At 58.7% G+C, this 17,347-nt stretch carries 12 protein-coding genes; 2 read left to right on the top strand and 10 right to left on the bottom strand.

All coding sequences use genetic code 11. The features are described 5' to 3' along the window. Positions 1-400: 400 nt before the first annotated feature. The 7 genes from I4X03_RS20385 to I4X03_RS20355 form a co-directional block, all read right to left on the bottom strand. Entirely contained in the window at positions 401-1,429 is a 1,029-nt protein-coding gene (locus tag I4X03_RS20385; RefSeq protein WP_223470069.1) for an SEL1-like repeat protein, read from the bottom strand. A gap of 1 nt (position 1,430) precedes the next feature. Continuing rightward, positions 1,431-3,383: a phospholipase D-like domain-containing protein gene (locus I4X03_RS20380; protein WP_223470068.1), complete on the bottom strand. Its 1,953-nt coding sequence runs from the start codon at positions 3,381-3,383 to the stop codon at positions 1,431-1,433. Positions 3,384-3,431: 48 nt separating this feature from the next. Further along, positions 3,432-4,766: a type VI secretion system Vgr family protein gene (locus I4X03_RS20375; RefSeq protein ID WP_223470067.1), complete on the bottom strand. Its 1,335-nt coding sequence runs from the start codon at positions 4,764-4,766 to the stop codon at positions 3,432-3,434. A 97-nt stretch (positions 4,767-4,863) separates the two neighbouring features. Then, entirely contained in the window at positions 4,864-5,142 is a 279-nt protein-coding gene (locus I4X03_RS20370) for a PAAR domain-containing protein (RefSeq protein ID WP_223470066.1), read from the bottom strand. A gap of 25 nt (positions 5,143-5,167) precedes the next feature. Then, positions 5,168-6,196 carry an SEL1-like repeat protein gene (locus tag I4X03_RS20365; RefSeq protein WP_223470065.1) on the bottom strand — a complete coding sequence of 343 codons (1,029 nt, stop codon included), beginning with the start codon at positions 6,194-6,196 and terminating at the stop codon, positions 5,168-5,170. A gap of 1 nt (position 6,197) precedes the next feature. Continuing rightward, positions 6,198-8,150, bottom strand: a complete 1,953-nt coding sequence (locus I4X03_RS20360) for a phospholipase D-like domain-containing protein (protein ID WP_223470064.1) — start codon at positions 8,148-8,150, stop codon at positions 6,198-6,200. Positions 8,151-8,198: 48 nt separating this feature from the next. Continuing rightward, positions 8,199-11,006 (bottom strand): type VI secretion system Vgr family protein, encoded by a 2,808-nt coding sequence (locus tag I4X03_RS20355; RefSeq protein ID WP_223470063.1) that lies wholly within the window; start codon positions 11,004-11,006, stop codon positions 8,199-8,201. 314 nt (positions 11,007-11,320) lie between these two features. Here I4X03_RS20355 and I4X03_RS20350 point away from each other — a divergent pair, with 314 nt between their 5' ends. Further along, a complete protein-coding gene (locus I4X03_RS20350) occupies positions 11,321-12,364 on the top strand; it encodes an AcrVA2 family anti-CRISPR protein (RefSeq protein WP_223470062.1) in 1,044 nt (347 codons plus the stop codon). Here I4X03_RS20350 and tssG read toward each other — a convergent pair. From tssG to tssE, 3 genes are read right to left on the bottom strand one after another with little or no spacing between them, the layout of a single operon-like run. Continuing rightward, a complete protein-coding gene (tssG, locus tag I4X03_RS20345; RefSeq protein ID WP_223470061.1) occupies positions 12,356-13,411 on the bottom strand; it encodes a type VI secretion system baseplate subunit TssG in 1,056 nt (351 codons plus the stop codon). The genes I4X03_RS20350 and tssG overlap by 9 nt on opposite strands. Beyond that, positions 13,375-15,225, bottom strand: coding sequence for a type VI secretion system baseplate subunit TssF (tssF, locus tag I4X03_RS20340; protein WP_223470060.1), 1,851 nt, complete (start codon positions 15,223-15,225; stop codon positions 13,375-13,377). The genes tssG and tssF overlap by 37 nt, the downstream gene beginning before the upstream one ends. A 21-nt stretch (positions 15,226-15,246) precedes the next feature. Further along, on the bottom strand, positions 15,247-15,762 hold the full coding sequence (gene tssE / locus I4X03_RS20335; protein WP_223470059.1) for a type VI secretion system baseplate subunit TssE: 516 nt from the start codon (positions 15,760-15,762) through the stop codon (positions 15,247-15,249). Between the two features lie 158 nt (positions 15,763-15,920). On the opposite strand from tssE, the gene tssK reads away from it, so the two are divergent. Continuing rightward, positions 15,921-17,252, top strand: coding sequence for a type VI secretion system baseplate subunit TssK (tssK, locus tag I4X03_RS20330; protein ID WP_223470058.1), 1,332 nt, complete (start codon positions 15,921-15,923; stop codon positions 17,250-17,252). Positions 17,253-17,347: the final 95 nt, after the last annotated feature.

Here is a 17,347-nt window from a genome sequence, read left to right as displayed (position 1 = left end):
GGTGAAAGTGCCGGTATTGTCTCAGGTCGGGCTGCCGATGGAAACGTAAGCGTTTGAATTAATCAGCGCTTCCCTAGACGATACTCCTTCATATAGTCTCCGTATGCCTTTAGAACCATTTTTTTCCCGAGATTTGGGATTCGAAGTGCGCGTTTATCTTGGCTGCCTCCGTAGCAGCGATTGGGTAGGTGAAGCCAATGGTCGTGCGGCCAGTTGCGTTCTCACCGGCGATGTATCTTGTGAACCGCGTCCAGATTCTTAGCCTGCCTTCGCCGGTGGGGCCACTCTCACGGTTGTACCTGCCGAAATCATAGACGCATTCATTGGCCGGAGTGATGACTCGTAAGGCTGCGTGGCCGTAGGAGTGCACTTCTCCGTTCGATTCACAAGGCTGATGAGATCAGTAAGTCGGCGGACCCTCAGGCTCGGGCTCGATTGCGTCCTGGATGCCATTCCAAGAAGGTAGTTGTGCAGGAGGTAGCGGCAGCACTTGGTCAAGCCGGGTCAGTTTCAGGTCGGGGTTGAGGTCCAGCGCTTGATCGATTTGCTTGTACCGGCTCTTGCGTTCCGGATCGGGTAGGATTTCGAGCTCTTTAAGCGCAACCTGATCCTGTTTGTCGCGCAAACTCCAGTCTTTGGTGTCGAACATGAACATCAATGCTGCTGCGGAAGGCTCGCTCCCGAATCTCGTCCCCGCTTGGTAAAATTCCAGCGCTGCAGCGAAATTCTTTAAAATATCTGCTCTAATTCCCAGCTTATGGGCCGCAGGGCCATGGCCCTGCCTATAAGCACACATCACCAGCGCTGTATCGGCATCGCGGCGTTCTGCCTTGAGGTAAGCGCTAGCCAAGGCCATCTGTGCTTCCGGACTGCCGAGTACCGCAGCCTTCAGGTAATAGGCCCACGCGATCTGCTCATCCTGCGCAGCGCCCCCGTAGCCGTGTTCGTGGGCGACACCGAGATCGTAGTAGCCCCATGCCTGGCCGGCCGCGGCGGCCGAGCGGACGATCTCGACCGATTTGTCCAGATCGATATCAAGCACGTGGTTGCTGTCTAGGGGACCGAGGCCGGACCGGTAGAAGTGGGCCATCAATGCGCGCGCTCCCCAGTCGCCCTGATTTGCGGCGGACTGCACGTCGTGAAGAATCCTGATGAATTCCTGACGCGTCAGTTGCCATGCGACCTTGCTGCGCCACAGCTTGCGGGCGTTGATGTAGAGCCGGTAGGCAGCCGTATCGCGGGTCTTCGGCATCGTATCCTTCCAGCGGCCACAAGTCGGGATTGGGCCGTTTACGTCGAACGCCTGCAGGCCGGCGGGGATCGTGTGCATCTTCACGTACTCCAGATGTTGTTGTAGAAAATAGGCGCCTGTTGCGATCGCAACCGAGGCGCAAGCTATCAAGAGCCAGCGGGGTATCGGGCGTCGCATGTCAGATCACCGGCGGGCCGGGTTGCCTGTCAACGTGGAAGGTGGCAATCTGGCCTTTCAGTGGCCAGCTGTTCGCCATCGCTTCCGTGTTTTTTTCCATCAGAGTCAGCCATTTCTTGAATGTTTCTCCCATATCACCGAACTGTGCCGGCCCCGCGTCGTTGGTGCATTGCTTGAATAGCTTCTGGCGCAAGTCAAATGCGACATCCATCGCTTGGCTGAGCAGATTGAGTTCGCTGTCGAGGGCCATGCTTCGCACGTTCAGGTTGGCTGAACCCACCGTGAAAGCCGCGTCGTCGACGATTGCCACCTTTGCGTGGATGTAGGTCTCTTCGTAGTCGGCCGCCGATCTCGGTTGGGCGGCGCCACTCCACATCGACCCGATGAGCGCCTTGATCCCTCTTTCGGCTAACGCCTGGGCTGTAATTGGCATCTTCGTCTTACCCCGCATTGCCTTCGCCACCGTGTCCTCGTGCTCGACCTTCATGGTGTCACTGCGCCCTAGCTGCCTGGCGATGTCATAGGTCGCCAGATCCATACCATCTGACTCGGGTGTCGAGGTCAGGATGAATACGTAGATGGGCTTGGAGTAGCCCGCTTCGCGCAGCTTGGCAGCACAGTTGGTCAAATGGGTCAGCCAGTCGTCATACTGGATGTACTGGTTCTGGATGAAGATGTAATGCTCGGTGAGCCGGGTCAGGTTGGCGTAGCATTCCTTGATCGATTTTTCTTTATGCGCCGGGTAGGTGCGCATGAGCTGGGCACTGTGTTGACCGTCTCTCAGGATGAAATCCGCCGCCTTGATGTGCTTCCTGCTTTGCACGAGAGCAGGTACGCTCTCCGGCTTCTTGTCAATCGCCTTGGCCACGGCAAGTGCGGCTTTGACCATCAAACCTGGGGGCGTCATCCAGAGCGCATTCATCAAAGTTGAGGTGGCCGCCTTAGCGTCCGCCCAGCCGTAGCAGAAATTATGATTCAGGTCGCATAAAACAGGGCCGCGTACCCGCAGCGAGACGTCTTGGTAGGGTTTCGCGGTAAAGGCGTTCTCTTTTGCGAATTCAGCAAGTCGCGTTGTTCTTCGTTGTCCCCGCGGTTGTCCACTCAAATACGGCCTCATTTGTTGATCGTACAGTTCCCCCACCTCGTCCATTACATTGGCTAGCTGACCCACCGCTTCGGTCGGATTTTTCTTGTAGAGGGTTTCGCGGCGCGCGTCCTGGAAGCGATGATGGACCGTGTCCCAGAAGTCAGTCGTCGAGTTGTGCCCCATAACGTAGCCGACGGCGCGGTCAGGCGTTTCGTAGTCGATCAGCACCATTTTTTGGTGGTGGGTGGGGTAGATCGACCCGATAGTGCCCATAAAGCTACTCTTGTAGTTCTCATCTTCGAGCGCAGGCCCCCGAAACTCGAGCGCGACTTCGCGTGCCTGCAACATGATGTTCGGCACCTTACCTGCAATGACTTCCTCAAACCATTCGCGGTTGTACTGATCGTGCGGTTCACTGAAAAACCCGGCGTAGCCCCCGATTGTCGGAACGCGGCCGCCATAGTAGCCCGGGTTATTTTTTACATGGTAGTAAGTGGCGGCGTCGTCGTGCCAAAGGAGCAAGCGCACAACAACGGGATTGTCCTTGCGGGTCGCGAGTTGCTTGAGTAAGTCGCCGTAGCGCATCCCGTCCTCGGCTCCGCCATTTCGGACTAGCACCATTCCCGGGTCGAATCCCCAGGTGATTACGTCCACGCTGCGTTGCGCCTTGATGAGATCGGACTGTATGCTCTTGAATACCTCCTCGCCGCAAATGAGCGGTTCGATACAGCAGGCGTGACGGGGCGGGTAAGCGCCGTGCTTGCTTGTCCTTACCCACCAGGGTTTGGATAGGCACTGGTACGGGCCCACAGTCTTGTTGTAGTTGAGTTTCTGTTTATACAGCCCAGCATTCTCGTCCATTCCCATGTGCTTCCTTTCAGAACAAGCTGGTAGCCGCATACCGGCCGCGGTATCTCAGGCGCGGTCGCTGGACCACGGGTTGGCATCGATCCGGTCCTGGTCCAGGGATACTTCGTCCTCGGATAGGAGCCCGCCAGGGTTCTCGTAGCCGTGATATCCCACCCCGGCGTTGATTTCGTGCTGCTCGATATAGTCGCCCGGCGCAATATCGAAAGACTGTCCGGTTGGTAGCGCGATCTTGTACTCTGCGCCGGCATCAAGCTCGTGCGCGAACTGGATGTTTCCCTTCGCATCGATCTGCCCCTGTTCGACCATCGCCCCGTCCTTGAACAGTTTGAAGGGCAGGCCGGCACTGGTGCGCCCCGCGGTCTCGGCATGACTGCCAATGTGCAGTGCAGCGCGCCCCTTGCGCAGTACATCGGCCACGGGCGGCATGTTGACGGCCATTTCCATGTTCTTCGCGTTGACGAGGCTGTGGCTGGCAGCGTGCGCGACAAAGGTGCCGTTCGTGCCATGTTCGATTCCGCTGGCGGCGAATTTCACGTAGCTGCCGCCGCCGTTGATGACTACTTCCTCCTTGGCACTGATCGTAATCCGGTTGGCCGTGTGCGTAATTTCCAGCTTCGCCAGGAGCTTGATGTTGTCCGACAGCGCCTGTAGGTCGATGTCTCCGGGGGCGGCTACCATCTTCATGCCGGCCTTTTTGACAAACAGCCGGAACGCAATGACGTCCGCGTCGTCATGCTTGGTAGCGTCGATGGGTTCGGCATGCAAACTTTTGTCCGAGAGCATGAGCGTGTGGCCATCGAACCGGTGCTCGTACCAGTAATGCAGGCCGCGCGCCTCCCAACGTCGGTGCAGATAGTTGTAGTCGGTCTCGTTATACTGGTTGGCGACCGTCATGCGTGGGTCGTCATCAAAGATGTGCATGTGCCAGTCGGCCTGGCGATAATGGTTCAGCGCTTCTTCCGTGATTTCACGCACGCTCTTGCCGTGGAACGATACGCTGTCCTTGCGCAGGCGCGCAAACGCCAGCCACGGTTCCAGCACCATGCTGTAGAAAGCGAACCCGCCATCGGTACGCAGGAATCGGAACTCGGTAATGTGGCCATTGAAATAGCGCAGCGAGCCGTCCGAACGCACCAGCGAGATTGTCACCATTTTCCCCATCAGCATTTTGAGGGGGATGTGCGACTCGTCAGAAAGGACCTCGACATCGAAGCGGAAACCTTTCGAGATTTCCTCGTGTGCGAGCATTTTGTTGGGGAGCAGGATGGCCGGTGGCCCGTCCTTAAATGGAAAATCCAGCCGCATGAGCCGTTTGTGTTGCGATTCGCCGCTAAACGCTGATAGCGCCGCTCGGCCCTCGCTTGCTTGGCTCCCATTCATCAATTGCCTCCGACGGCCGCCCCGTATGGCGGTAGCGTCCATGAAAAAATGAACAACGGCTTCTACCGCCTGAGTTGTATCCGCACAATCGGCTGGGCTAGCCGACCGTCGCGGGTAACTCGCCAATTAACTTGCAGCCGCACTCTGTCGAACATCCCTCCAAAGCCACAGCCACCCCGTTCACGGTGAAGGAGTTACAGGCCGTAATAATCTTATTGATCCCGTGCGGTTTACCGCCAGGGTAGAGTTGCGGGCAGTCGACCTGATCTCCTAGCCGCGCAATTGCCCGTCCGCGAGCGTCGTGAGTAGGCGAGCCGCTGATGACGGTACCGCCGTGGTCGGTTTTGTCGCCGACGGTGATTATTTTTAAAGACATTATTTCCTCGCCAAGGCCGATGAGATCAGTAAGTGGGCGGGCTGTCCGGCTCGGGCTCGATTGCATCCTGGATACCATTCCAGGCGGGTAGTTCTGCGGGCGGCAGCGGCAACACCTGGTCCAGCCGGGTCAGTTTCAGGTCAGGGTTGAGTTCCAGCGCATCCGCGATCTGGTCGTACCGACTCTTGCGATCAGCGTCAGGTAGTATCTTTAGTTCCTTGAGCGCAGCCTGCTCCTGTTTGTCGCGCGAAGTCCATTCTTCAATGTCGAACAATTGTCTCAGCACTACTGCCGAGAACTTGCTTCCAAACCTTGCTCCCGCTTCGTAATACTTCAGCGCTTTCCCGAAATCTTTGTTGTATTTTGCTGTGACTCCCAGATCGTAGGCTGCCGGGCCGTGCCCTTGTTTATAGGCACACATCAGCATTGCCTCCTCGGCGTCCCAACGCTTAGCTTTCACATAAGCGCTTGCTAACGCCATCTGCGCTTCCGGACTGCCTAGCTCTGCCGCCTTCAGGTAATAGGCCCACGCAATCTGTTGATCCTGCACAGCGCCCCCATAGCCGTGCTCGTGGGCGACCCCGAGATCGTAGTGGCCCCATGCTTGGCCAGCCTTGACGGCCATGCGGACTATCTCGATTGATTTGTCGGGGTCGATATCAAGCACATGGTTTGACTCGAGGGGACCGAGGCCAGACCGGTAGAAGTGAGCCAACAGCGCGCGTGCTCCCCAGTCGCCCTGAGTAGCGGCGGCTTGCACGTCGTGGAAAATGCTGGTGAATTCCTGGCGGGTCAGCTGCCATGCGATCTTGCTGCGCCACAGTTTGCGGGCATTGATATAGAGCCGATAGGCGGCTGGGTCGCGGGTCTTGGGCATCGTGTCCTTCCATCGGCCGCAGGTCGGGATCGGCCCGTTGACGTCGAAGGCCTGCAAGCCGGGGGGAATCGTGTGCATCTTCACGTACTCCAAATGTCGTTGTAAGAAATAGGCGCCGATCACGAACACAACCGAGGTGCCAGCTATCAAGATCCATCGGAAAAGCGGGCGTCGCATGTCAGATCACCGGGAAACCTGGCTGCCTGTCGACGTGGAAGGTGGCGATCTGTCCCGTCAGCGGCCGGCCTTTTGCCATCGCGTCAGTATTATCTTTCATCAACACCAGCCATTTCTCAAAGGTTTCCTTCATATCGCCGAACTGCGCCGGCCCCTCGTTGTTGCTGCATTGCTTGAACAGCTTCTTGCGCAAGTCGAAAGCCACATCCATGGCCTGGCTGAGCAAATTGAGTTCGCTGTCCAGCGCCATGCTGCGCACGTTCAGGTTGGCTGAACCCACCGTGAAAGCCGCGTCGTCGACGATCGCCACCTTGGCGTGGATGTAGGTCTCTTCGTAGTCAGCCGCCGATTTCGGTTGCATGGCGCCACTCCACATCGACGCCATAAGTGCCCTGATCCCTTTATCCGCCATCGCTTCCGCAGTAATCGGCCCCTTCTTCTTGCTGCGTTTCGCGCACTCCAAAGCTCTTGCATGCTCGGCCGTCATTGTGTCGCTCTGCCCGAGTTGCCTGGCAATATCGTAAGTCGCAAGATCCATTCCATTAGACTCGGGTGTCGAGGTCAGGATGAACACGTAGATGGGCTTGGTGTAGCCCGCTTCGCGCAGCTTCGCAGCACAGTTGGTCAAATGGGTAACCCAGTCCTCGTACTGGATGTACTGGTTCTGGAAGAAGATGTAATGCTCGGTGAGCCGGGTCAGATTGGCGTAGCATTCCTTGATCGATTTTTCCTTATGCGCCGGGTAGGTGCGCATGAGCTGGGCGCTGTGCTGACCGCCGGGCAGGGTGAAATCGGCTGCCTTGATGTGCTTTCTGCTTTGCGCGAGAGCAGGCACGCTCTGCGGCTTCGTGTCAATCGCCTTGGCCACGGCGAGTGCGGCTTTGACCATCAAACCCGGGGGCGTCATCCAGAGCGCATTCATCAAAGTTGAGGTGGCCGCTTTGGCTTCCGCCCAGCCGTAGCAGAAATTATGATTCAGGTCGCATAAAACGGGGCCGCGCACCCGCAGCGAGACGTCCTGGTAGGGTTTCGCGGTAAAGGCGTGTTGTTTTGCGAATTCAGCGAGTCGCGCTGCCCTTCGTTGACCCTGCGGTTGTCCACTCAAATACGGCCTCACTTGTTGATCGTACAGTTCGCCCACCTCGTCCATTACATTGGCCAGCTGACCCACCGCTTCGGTCGGATTTTTCTTGTAGAGGGTTTCGCGGCGCGTATCCTGGAAGCGATGATCGACCGTGTCCCAGAAGTCAGTCGTCGAGTTATGCCCCATGACGTATCCGACCGCGCGGTCAGGCGTTTCGTAGTCGATCAGCACCATTTTCTGGTGGTGGGTGGGGTAGATCGACCCGATAGTGCCCATGAAGCTGCTCTTGTAGTTCTCATCTTCGAGCGCAGGCCCCCGAAACTCGAGCGCTACTTCACGGACCTGCAGCTTGATGTTCGGCATCTTACCGGCGATGACTTCCTCAAACCATTCACGGTTGTACTGGTCGTGCGTTTCACTGAAAAACCCGGCGTAGCCTCCGATCGTTGGAACGCGTCCGCCATAGTAGCCGGGGTTATTTTTTACGTGGAAATAAGTGGCAGCATCGTCGTGCCAGAGGAGCAGGCGCACAATGACGGGATTGTCCTTGCGGGTCGCAAGTTGCTTGAGCAATTCCCCGTAGCGCATCCCGTCCTCGGCTCCGCCATTCCGGACTAGCACCATGCCCGGGTCGAATCCCCACGTGATGATGTCCACGCTGCGTTGCGCCTTGATGAGATCGGACTGTATGCTCTTGAATACCTCCTCGCCGCAAATGAGCGGTTCGATGCAGCAGGCGTGGCGGGGCGGGTAAGCGCCGTGCTTGCTGGTCCTTACCCACCAGGGTTTGGACAGACACTGGTACGGGCCGATCGTCTTGTTGTAGCTGAGTTTTTGTTTGTACAGCTCAGCATTCTCGTCCATTCCCATGTGCTTCCTTTCAAAACTAGCCGGTAGCCACCTACCGGCTGCGGTAAGTCAGGCGCGGTCGCTGGACCACGGGTTGGCATCGATCCGGTCCTGATCCAGCGATACTTCGTCCTCGGACAGGAGCCCGCCGGGGTTCTCGTAGCCGTGATATCCCACGCCGGCGTTGATTTCGTGCTGCTCGACATAGTCGCCCGGCGCAATATCGAAAGACTGTCCGGTTGGTAGCGCGATCTTGTACTCTGCGCCGGCATCAAGCTCGTGCGCGAACTGGATGTTTCCCTTCGCATCGATCTGCCCCTGTTCGACCATCGCCCCGTCCTTGAACAGTTTGAAGGGCAGGCCGGCACTGGTGCGCCCCGCGGTCTCGGCATGACTGCCAATGTGCAGTGCAGCGCGCCCCTTGCGCAGTACATCGGCCACGGGCGGCATGTTGACGGCCATTTCCATGTTCTTCGCGTTGACGAGGCTGTGGCTGGCAGCGTGCGCGACAAAGGTGCCGTTCGTGCCATGTTCGATTCCGCTGGCGGCAAATTTCACGTAGCTGCCGCCGCCGTTGATGACTACTTCCTCCTTGGCACTGATCGTAATCCGGTTGGCCGTGTGCGTAATTTCCAGCTTCGCCAGGAGCTTGATGTTGTCCGACAGCGCCTGTAGGTCGATGTCTCCGGCGGCGGCTACCATCTTCATGCCGGCCTTTTTGACAAAAAGCCGGAACGTCTGGCCGATGCTGGCAAAGAAGTGCGTGCCGGCAGCCAGGGACAGACTCTTTCCGGTCGTGAAGGCGGTGTGGCGGTCACTGGCGATATGGGTGTCGCCGGCAGTTGTTGTCGCGATGCCTGCGGCACTTGCCAGAACTAGGTGCGGCTTGGCCAGCTCGGGGAAGCTTCCAGCTTGTGAATCCGGACCCTTTACCGAATCGCTCTGCGCTTGTATGAGTAAAGCGACGTCGTCCTGATTACCGACAGGCTCCTGCGCGCCATTTTTTTGCGCGATCTCCGCCAGCAGTTGATGCTGTTCGGCCGCCAGAATGAGGCGGCGTGAGGTCTCGCCCAAGTCCTTGATCGGACCGCGTGCGGTCTGGCGCCCCTCCGTTGTGATCAACAACCCCTTGGCTGCGCGCGCTACGCCATGCCCGTCGGTGCGCAACTCCCAGCCTTCGCCGCGCGCGTCTTTGCGCCCCGCGTTGTCGTCAATGCGCGTAATGTGCCCAAGCGACAGTTGGCTGCACTGGTGGTCACTCTTCAACTGGGCCTGTATCTTCTCCTTGGTATCGTCGAGGACCAGGTGATTGCCGCGCGCACCACCGCCAAGCTCACGACTGCGCAGGCCAGCCAGCGCCGACTGCTCCGGCAGCTTCCAGGGCGGCATATGCCTGCCATTGTTTAGCGCGCCAAGAATGAGCGGATGATCGATGTTCCCATCCGGGTAGACGACAGCTACTTCCTCGCCGATGCGCGGCAAGCGAATTTGTCCAAAATCGTGACCCGCGGCGGGCGTCATCACCCGGATCCACGGCGAGCTGTTCTCGTCGTGTTTGCCCAGCCTATCCCAGTGAAACTGTACCTTCACTCGCCCATAACCATCCGTATGGATATCCTCGCCCGGCGGGCCGACGACGGTAGCGGTATGCAGTCCCATATAGGTGCCTGGCTCGCTGTTGAAGCCTCGACCTGGACGCCAGCGGATGTCCTTGCGAACGCAGGTGAACTCGTTCTCGTAGTGTGAGGGAGCCGCAGCGCCGGCCTGGTAATTGTTAGCCGCAGTGTGGTCCACTGTCAGGATGAGGTAGTCGCGGTCGCCGATGCCGCGGCGCGCTTCGGGATCGTATTCCCGCGAACGCGGCTCGGCGCTGAAATGTCCGCCAAGCTTGAATGTGCGCCCTGGCAGCACACTGCGGTCATTTCCCTCGGCCTTGAAATACTGCGTATCCTTGTCCTTCGCCGACATGCGCTGGTCCGCGAGCTGCTCGCCATCGCTACGCATGCGAAATCCGTATGAACCTGTGTCCTCGTAGACTTCGTAAGGGAAAACGTCACCTTGCTGGTTCGGTGACTCAAAACTGGCGAACTGGGCGCCAGGACTTTTGTAGTCGAAGCTCGCCAATGTGGTCTTGCCCGAGCCCAGTTGGCGGATCGCAGTCCACGAGCGTATTCCGTCTTCCTCAAACGAGCCGCTTTCGTCGCGAAACGCGATGACGTCCACATCGTCATGCTTGGTAGCGTCGATCGGTTCGGCGTGCAAGCTTTTGTCCGAGAGCATGAGTGAGTGCCCATCGAACCGATGTTCGTACCAGTAATGCAGGCCGCGCGCCTCCCAACGTCGGTGCAGATGGTTGTAGTCGGTCTCGTTATATTGGTTGGCGACCGTCATGCGCGGATCGTCGTCAAAGATATGCATGTGCCAATCGGCCTGGCGATAATGCTTCAGCGTTTCTTCTGTGATTTCACGCACGCTCTTGCCGTGGAACGACACGCTGTCCTTGCGCAGCCGCGCAAACGCCAGCCAGGGTTCCAGCACCATGCTGTAGAAGGCGAAGCCGCCATCGGTACGCAGGAATCGGAACTCGGTGATGTGCCCATTGAAATAGCGAAGCGAGCCGTCCGAACGCACTAACGAGATTGTCACCATTTTCCCCATTAGCATTTTGAGGGGGATGCGCGACTCGTCAGAAAGGACCTCGACATCGAAGCGGAAGCCTTTTGAGACTTCCTCGTGTGCGACCAGTTTGTTGGGGAGCAGGATGGCCGGTGGCCCGTCCTTGAAAGGAAAATTCAGCTGCATGAGCCGGTTGTGTTGCGATTCGCCGCTAAACGCTGATAGCGCCGCGCCAGCTGCGATTAGATCGCTTCCATTCATTCATTCCCCCGGCGCATTTACGTAGCGAAAAAATGTCCAGCGGTCACGTTACCCCGTTGTCGCCAAGGGGAAATTGATGAAAATCAATGCGATTCAGCCCACGCCTTCTAAAGTTCCTGACTGCAGTCTTCTAGGTCTATCGATGGGAGGGGAACGGGATGGCGACAAACCTGCACAGAAGTCGGAGGAGTCCTAGGGGACGGACCGACGTAACCCCGCAGCACAGGGCCACGGCGCTTGATCAAAACGTCATCGACGTCGGCCCGGCTCTGGACTGCAGCAGCGTCTCGACTCTTTTCGGGAGGCCGTTTCCCGTGCAGTTCCGTAACCAGGGCGCCATCGATGAGTGGAGCCGGGCGCTCGGGCGTATGGAGGAGTGGCGTCGCTGGCAAGATCCGGGCACGCTGTGCTGGAGCATCAGACAAGAGCTTTCGTGGCAAATGGATCAGATGCATCCGATGGAATTGGTACCAGCGATACAGGTCGAAAAGGTGGCGGCAAGTCGCCGGATGCTGATGGTCGAGATCAGTGCCAACCTGAAGTACCACTTGAACAAAGGGACAGTAATTGAAGCCACCCCAGCGCTGGAAACGCTGCTGACAAATTCGGATGTCGACCTCAGCTTGCCGATGAGCTTTGTGGCGCCACCGTATCGCGCCCAATACCTGCGTTTTGGCGAAGCAGCGATGAAGTACCTGAAAGTCCCGGAGTCGCGAGGCCCGGATCACGTCTTCGACGGTGTTTTTTGCTTCTTCACACCGGATACTGCGCGTTGCGCCAAAGGAGAAACACTTTGGACGCTGGAACTCATCTTTATCAGCAAGCGCCAGGATCGCAACTACGGACACATCGCCTTGCTTGGCGAGACTGATCGGGGAAGCACTACGGTAGGTGAATGGTTGACCGGTGTTCTTGCCTCTGTCGATGCCAAGCCATTGGACGAGTTTCATCGACCGATGCACGCCGCTGTGAGCTACGTGGTGAGAGTGTTTCTGTACATGGCCCTGAAGCAGGCGAGGGTGATGCAGCACGCGGAGTACGACGAAGCCCTGCGCCGCGCTGCTGGCTTGGGTGAGCGCAAACGCGCCAAGCTGTTGCAGAGAATGTCTTCGATGTACAACGGGATACTCGTCGGGCCGGAGTCTTTGCCATCGACTGCGAGCGAGAGTGAGGCGGGGACCGGTGTGGCGCCGCATTGGAGGCGTGGACATTTTCGGATGCAGGCCCACGGTACCGGACACCAGCAGCGCAAACTCATCTTCATCGCACCTGTGCTGATCCATGCTGACCAGCTCCAGGGCGACATTCCCGCACCTAAAACTTACCGGGCCGGATCGGTGGTCGCCGCCTTACCTTGACCGCGGTGGCTGTCCTTTGCCTGCAAGGCGAAGCGAAGATCTGACTTCGGGGCGGCTGGCGAGGCCCGGAGTACTGGTCAGGAACGTGCTCCAGCCGAGCCGGCGTGGCGTCGTCCTTGTACTCAGGGTCAGCGGCTTGATGCACGGCGGCGCCAGCAGCAGTCGCACTTCATACCGCAACGCCGGCACAGCAAACATGCGCACCATTTCTTCCAGTGCCACAAGCGATTTCCCACCAGGTAGGAAACCTTCGGCCTGCGCTTCATCGAGCGGGCCGATTTGCAGGCGCGCGGTCAGGTCGTGGCGCCATGCGCGCGTACCGAGAGCAGCACTGAGGCCGAGGACGGGCATCGTCTTGCCAAGCGTGCTGCGCCGGTTCTCGGGGATTGGGTCCCAGCAGCCGACGAACTGCTCCAGCCGAATTGGTAGCCCGAAGTAGGCGGCTAACACCTGTTCGACCGTGCTTGCCGATATGGGGCGGGTCCTGAGCAGGCCCGCGAAATAGGCTTTGGGTTCCTGCTGCACGGTGCTGGTGGCTCGCGAATTCGCACGTGTCCCTGCGATGGCCGACAGCATCGGGAGCAAGGTGTCGCGGTCACCGACGTCCAGGCGGTGCTCAACCCGGTATTTACCCCATGCTTCGTAAAACAGCCCGATCAAGCGGTTTGAGAAAACATCGAGTAGTTCGCGCTGGCTTTCGTCGCCGTCGTGCGTTTTGCGCGCCGCAATCCGCTCGGTGTCGTGCAATGGCAGGGTCCCGCTCGCTCCCAGCAGCCCGATGAAGGCGGGCGTTATGCGGACGCGCTTCGGTAAACCGTCCAGAGTATTCGGCTCTACCTTGAGCGCCTGAACCTCGCTAGCCGGAAATGAAAGCGACAGGCTGTTGCGAAACGAGATCACGTCGCGGAACGCACGCTCGTAGCTGATCCCCTGGCGGCGCAGGTCGCGCAGCAGGAGGTTGATAGCCTGCGTGAATTCAAACCGGTAGGGCTGCTCCAGAAGGAGTCCGATCACACTAGATTCAAGCTTCCGCTTCGTGGCTTGCATCGAAACAGTTCCTTTCCGCTTTGGTGAGAGAGGATGACGAGTTCGACAAAGCTGTTCAGGTGGACGTAGAGCGCGAAGAACTGGTCAAGGACCTGGATGAACAAATGCATGCCCGCGCCAGCGTAGGCTTCTTCGTCAAGGGTGAGACGAATCTCGATTCCGTGCACCAGCGACGATCCGCGCTGATGCCTGATCCAGGCGGTGGCGTCGCTTTGCTCGAGAGCGACAATGCCGCTGATCTGCCGGCGTGAGACAGGCGACGGGGCGAGATCGTATAGGGTCAGCATCTCGCGCAGGCCTTCCGCACCTTCATTCGCCAGCGAATGGTGGTTGAGCGCCAGGTGTGAGATCAACCGCCAATGCAGGCCTGGCCCGTTCTCCAGCCGTGCCGGCCGTGTCGGTCTGCGCAGCAGTCTAATTACGTCGGTGTTTGCTGCCCCGGAAACGAACAAGTCGCCCTCAGGTGCGCCAATCTTGAGGGAGCAGGGCAGGTCGCGATTCGTGCAGGTCAGTTCAATCGAAAGAATATTGCGCTCGATGTCGAGAGGCTCGCAATCGGCGTTGACGAGTGTGATCGATTTTTCGTGACCAGGACTGCAGATTGCCAGTGCCTCATCGTGCCGCATCAACCAGTAGCGACCGCGGTCCGCACCACTTTCCTCCCCGTGGCGCAGGGAGTAAAAGGGACGGAACTCAGTCGCTGTCGAATCGCGGCCGCGTTGGCGCACCATGTGTACCTTATCCACCGAGTACACCTCGAAGGCTTGCGGGATGCTGCCGTGTGCAAGCAAGGTGTAGTCGGCGGAAAGCTGGTCGTAGGTGATTGGTACGCCTGGCTGCCTGAAAAGGTTGACGACGGGTGTGCACCCTTGCAGCAGATGCGCTTTCGACAGGCTTGCCAGCATCCGCGCCTTGTCGCCGTCCGGCCTAATCTCTGTGATTGCAAGGCGAAGCGTGAAGTGTGTGCACCCGGCGGGAACGTGGGCAAGCAGCGCAGGGATGTCGATGTCAATGAAGTTGAATTTCTCAGGGAATGCGAAATACTCGGCCAGGATGCGATAAGCCTTGTGCGATCGTGCTTCAAACGGGATAAGCGCGTCCTCGTCCGCAAAACCGGCAGGCTTGATTGGGAAAGCTGGTAGACGCTCCCATGGACCGTCGGGATCCACCTGAACATAGGCGGCCGGACTTTGCATAAAGAGTGCATCGCGCAAGGACGCGCAAAACGATGCGTCGCCGTCAAGGTATGCCCGGATGCTGCCTGGGGTGTTCGCGGCTAGCGGATCACCGGCGCGAGCGGCGGCGAATTTTAAGGTTAACGACGATGTGGCGCCCTCGGGCAATTGTGTGGCAATTGGCGCGCAGATCAGTGTCTCGAAGCTGGCGTGAGTTATTTCCGCAGCTTCAGGTAAGACGTCATAGACGGTCCGGAAGCTGCATGGCACGCCGTTCAACGGTGCCGTTTCGAGCACCGCGCCGCGGGGTATTGCGCCGAACGGTTTGCGCGCGCCGTCCCCATCAGATTCACCGACTACACGGGCGATTGCGCATGAAGGGAACGCAAGCAGGTAGTGGGGGAAGAGAAGATTGAGCAGCGCCTCGGTGAACTGCGGATAGGAGTCGTCCAGGCGCTTCGCAACCCGCGCGCTAAGCAAGGCGACGCCCTGGATCAGGCGCTCCACATGCGGGTCGTCGCAGGTTTCGCCACCCATCTGCAGCTTGGCCGCGACCTTGGGATAGCGCTCCGCATACTCGCGGCACAGCGACCTGAGGATGACGAGCTCGCGCTCGTATTTCGTGAAAAGTTCGTCCATGGGATCAGCGGGTTCCGCTTTCTAGTTGTTGCGTTCGATTGAATACTGCTGGAGCGAAGGCCTGAACACGGCATTGAACGACATCGGTTCGGATTGCGGAGCACACTTGAGGCGTGCGGTGATGACGAAGTCGACGCGGTTGATGCCCCCTTTGCTCGCTTGCAGCGTCACCGCGACTTTGTGCAGCCTCGGCTCATGGCGCTCGATGGCGAGCCGCACTGCCTTGCAGATTTCGTGCTGATCGGTGTCGCTATTGATACTCATACCTGCGAAGTCGATAAGGCCGTAGTTGACGATGGAGCCAGATACCGCGGGGTAGGGCGTCAGTGACTCCGGCGAGAGGGCTGATCGGGTATTGAGGAGAGCTTGCAAGTCTAGGGTGACACTGCGCATGGCTTCGTCACGCGCGCGTGCGTGCGCGTCCCGTCGGTTGCCTGACACGCGCTCGGCGTCGTTGTCCATGCGGTCGAACAGGCCGGCAGTAAAGCCTTGCATCGTGTTCTCCTCGATCAGGCCGATACCGACCACCACAAGCATTATCAAACCCTTGAGGCGGGGAAATGTTGTGCTTGCGCAATCGGCAGGCGAGGGCACCTCAACAGTGATCGGTACTGAGCAATATCAATAGTCGTCGAGCTCGCCGAAGTCATGCTTCCAAGAATCTGTTTAACGAGCACATCACTGCAGAGGAAGCCATGAGCGAAGCATCGAAAATCATGTGGTCAGAGGGACTCACATTGGGTCCGCAACATTTCCAGCGCCAGGATCTCTACCATGAGACCCGCTTGCAGCGGATCGCCTCTGCCCTCAATCCCTACTTCTGGGGCGTGCGCAATGTGGAATGGAACATCGACGGACTGGGGCATAACCGTCTGGCTGCTGCCGAGATGTCGATCATTTTTCCAGATGGGGAGATCTTTGAGGCCCCGGCGGCCGACATGCTGCCCGCGCCGGTCGACCTATCGCATCTGCCGGCCGACGTGGATACCTTCACGTTCTACGCGACGCTCGCGATCGTCAAACCGCATGGCGGCAATGCCAACGACAATGCCCGTTACGTGCGCTGCGATGTGGGCACTCCCGATCTGTTCAGCGAAGCATTGGAGATCGACGTGCCTTTCCTGAAAAAACAGGTGCGACTGATGACGAGCGCGGAGTCGTTTTCCGCACAGGCTTGCGTCCCTGTAGTCCAGCTTCGGCGGGCAGAGCAAGGTGGTTTTGAAATTGTCCGTGAGTTCATCCCGCCAAGCGTGACGGTTGCCGCGGCGCCCAGGCTGTCGCGCATGCTGGAAGGGCTGATCAGTGTCATGACGACGAAGATTGAATCGCTGCAGCGCATGCACCGCAAGGCGAACAACGACGTCTACGAAGTCGGGTCAGGGGATATCTCTTCGTGGTGGATGCTCAACATTGTGAGCACAGCCAATGCGCAACTGACCCACTGCGCCCGGTCAGCCGGACTGCATCCAGAAGCCATGTTCCAACAAATGCTCGCCGCCGCGGGCGGACTGATGACTTTCTCCGACCGCTACAAGACCGCCGACCTGCCGACGTACCGGCACAATGCGCCTGGCGAGCCCTTTGCCCAGCTGGAGGCATTGTTGCGAGACCTGGTCGACACCGTCATCGGTACGAAGTACCTCCTGATTCCGCTGGTCGCCGACAAGAACCGTCGCAGCTACTCTCAGGCGGTGCTCGACCCGGCAAGGGTCACACAGCAGACTCAGCTATACCTGGCAGTGACGGCCGACATGCCGGCACTGGAACTGGTGGCGGCGGTGCCGATCCGACTCAAGATTGCGGCTCCTGAAAATCTTGAGAGTATTGTCGGTTCCGCCCTGCCGGGCATTCCGGTAGCGCACATGCCGCAGGTTCCCTCGGCAATACCGGTGCGGCCGAATACGTTCTACTTTTCGCTGTCTGCCAAAAACCCGCTTTACCAGAAGGCACTGGAGGAGGGAACGCTGGCGGTGTATGCGCCAGATGGGATGCCGGACCTGAAAATTGAACTGATCGCCGTCGTGTAGAAACGCATGCCGGGAATCTTTCCATGTCTGGCGCACTGCTCAACGCTTGGCGTATTGAACTCAGCGAACGCTGGGGAATAGGACGCGGGTGCAGT

Source organism: Massilia soli, from assembly GCF_016809835.1.
Classification (GTDB): Bacteria; Pseudomonadota; Gammaproteobacteria; order Burkholderiales; family Burkholderiaceae_D; genus Telluria_A; species Telluria_A soli.
This window is presented reverse-complemented; position numbering and strand designations above follow the sequence as displayed.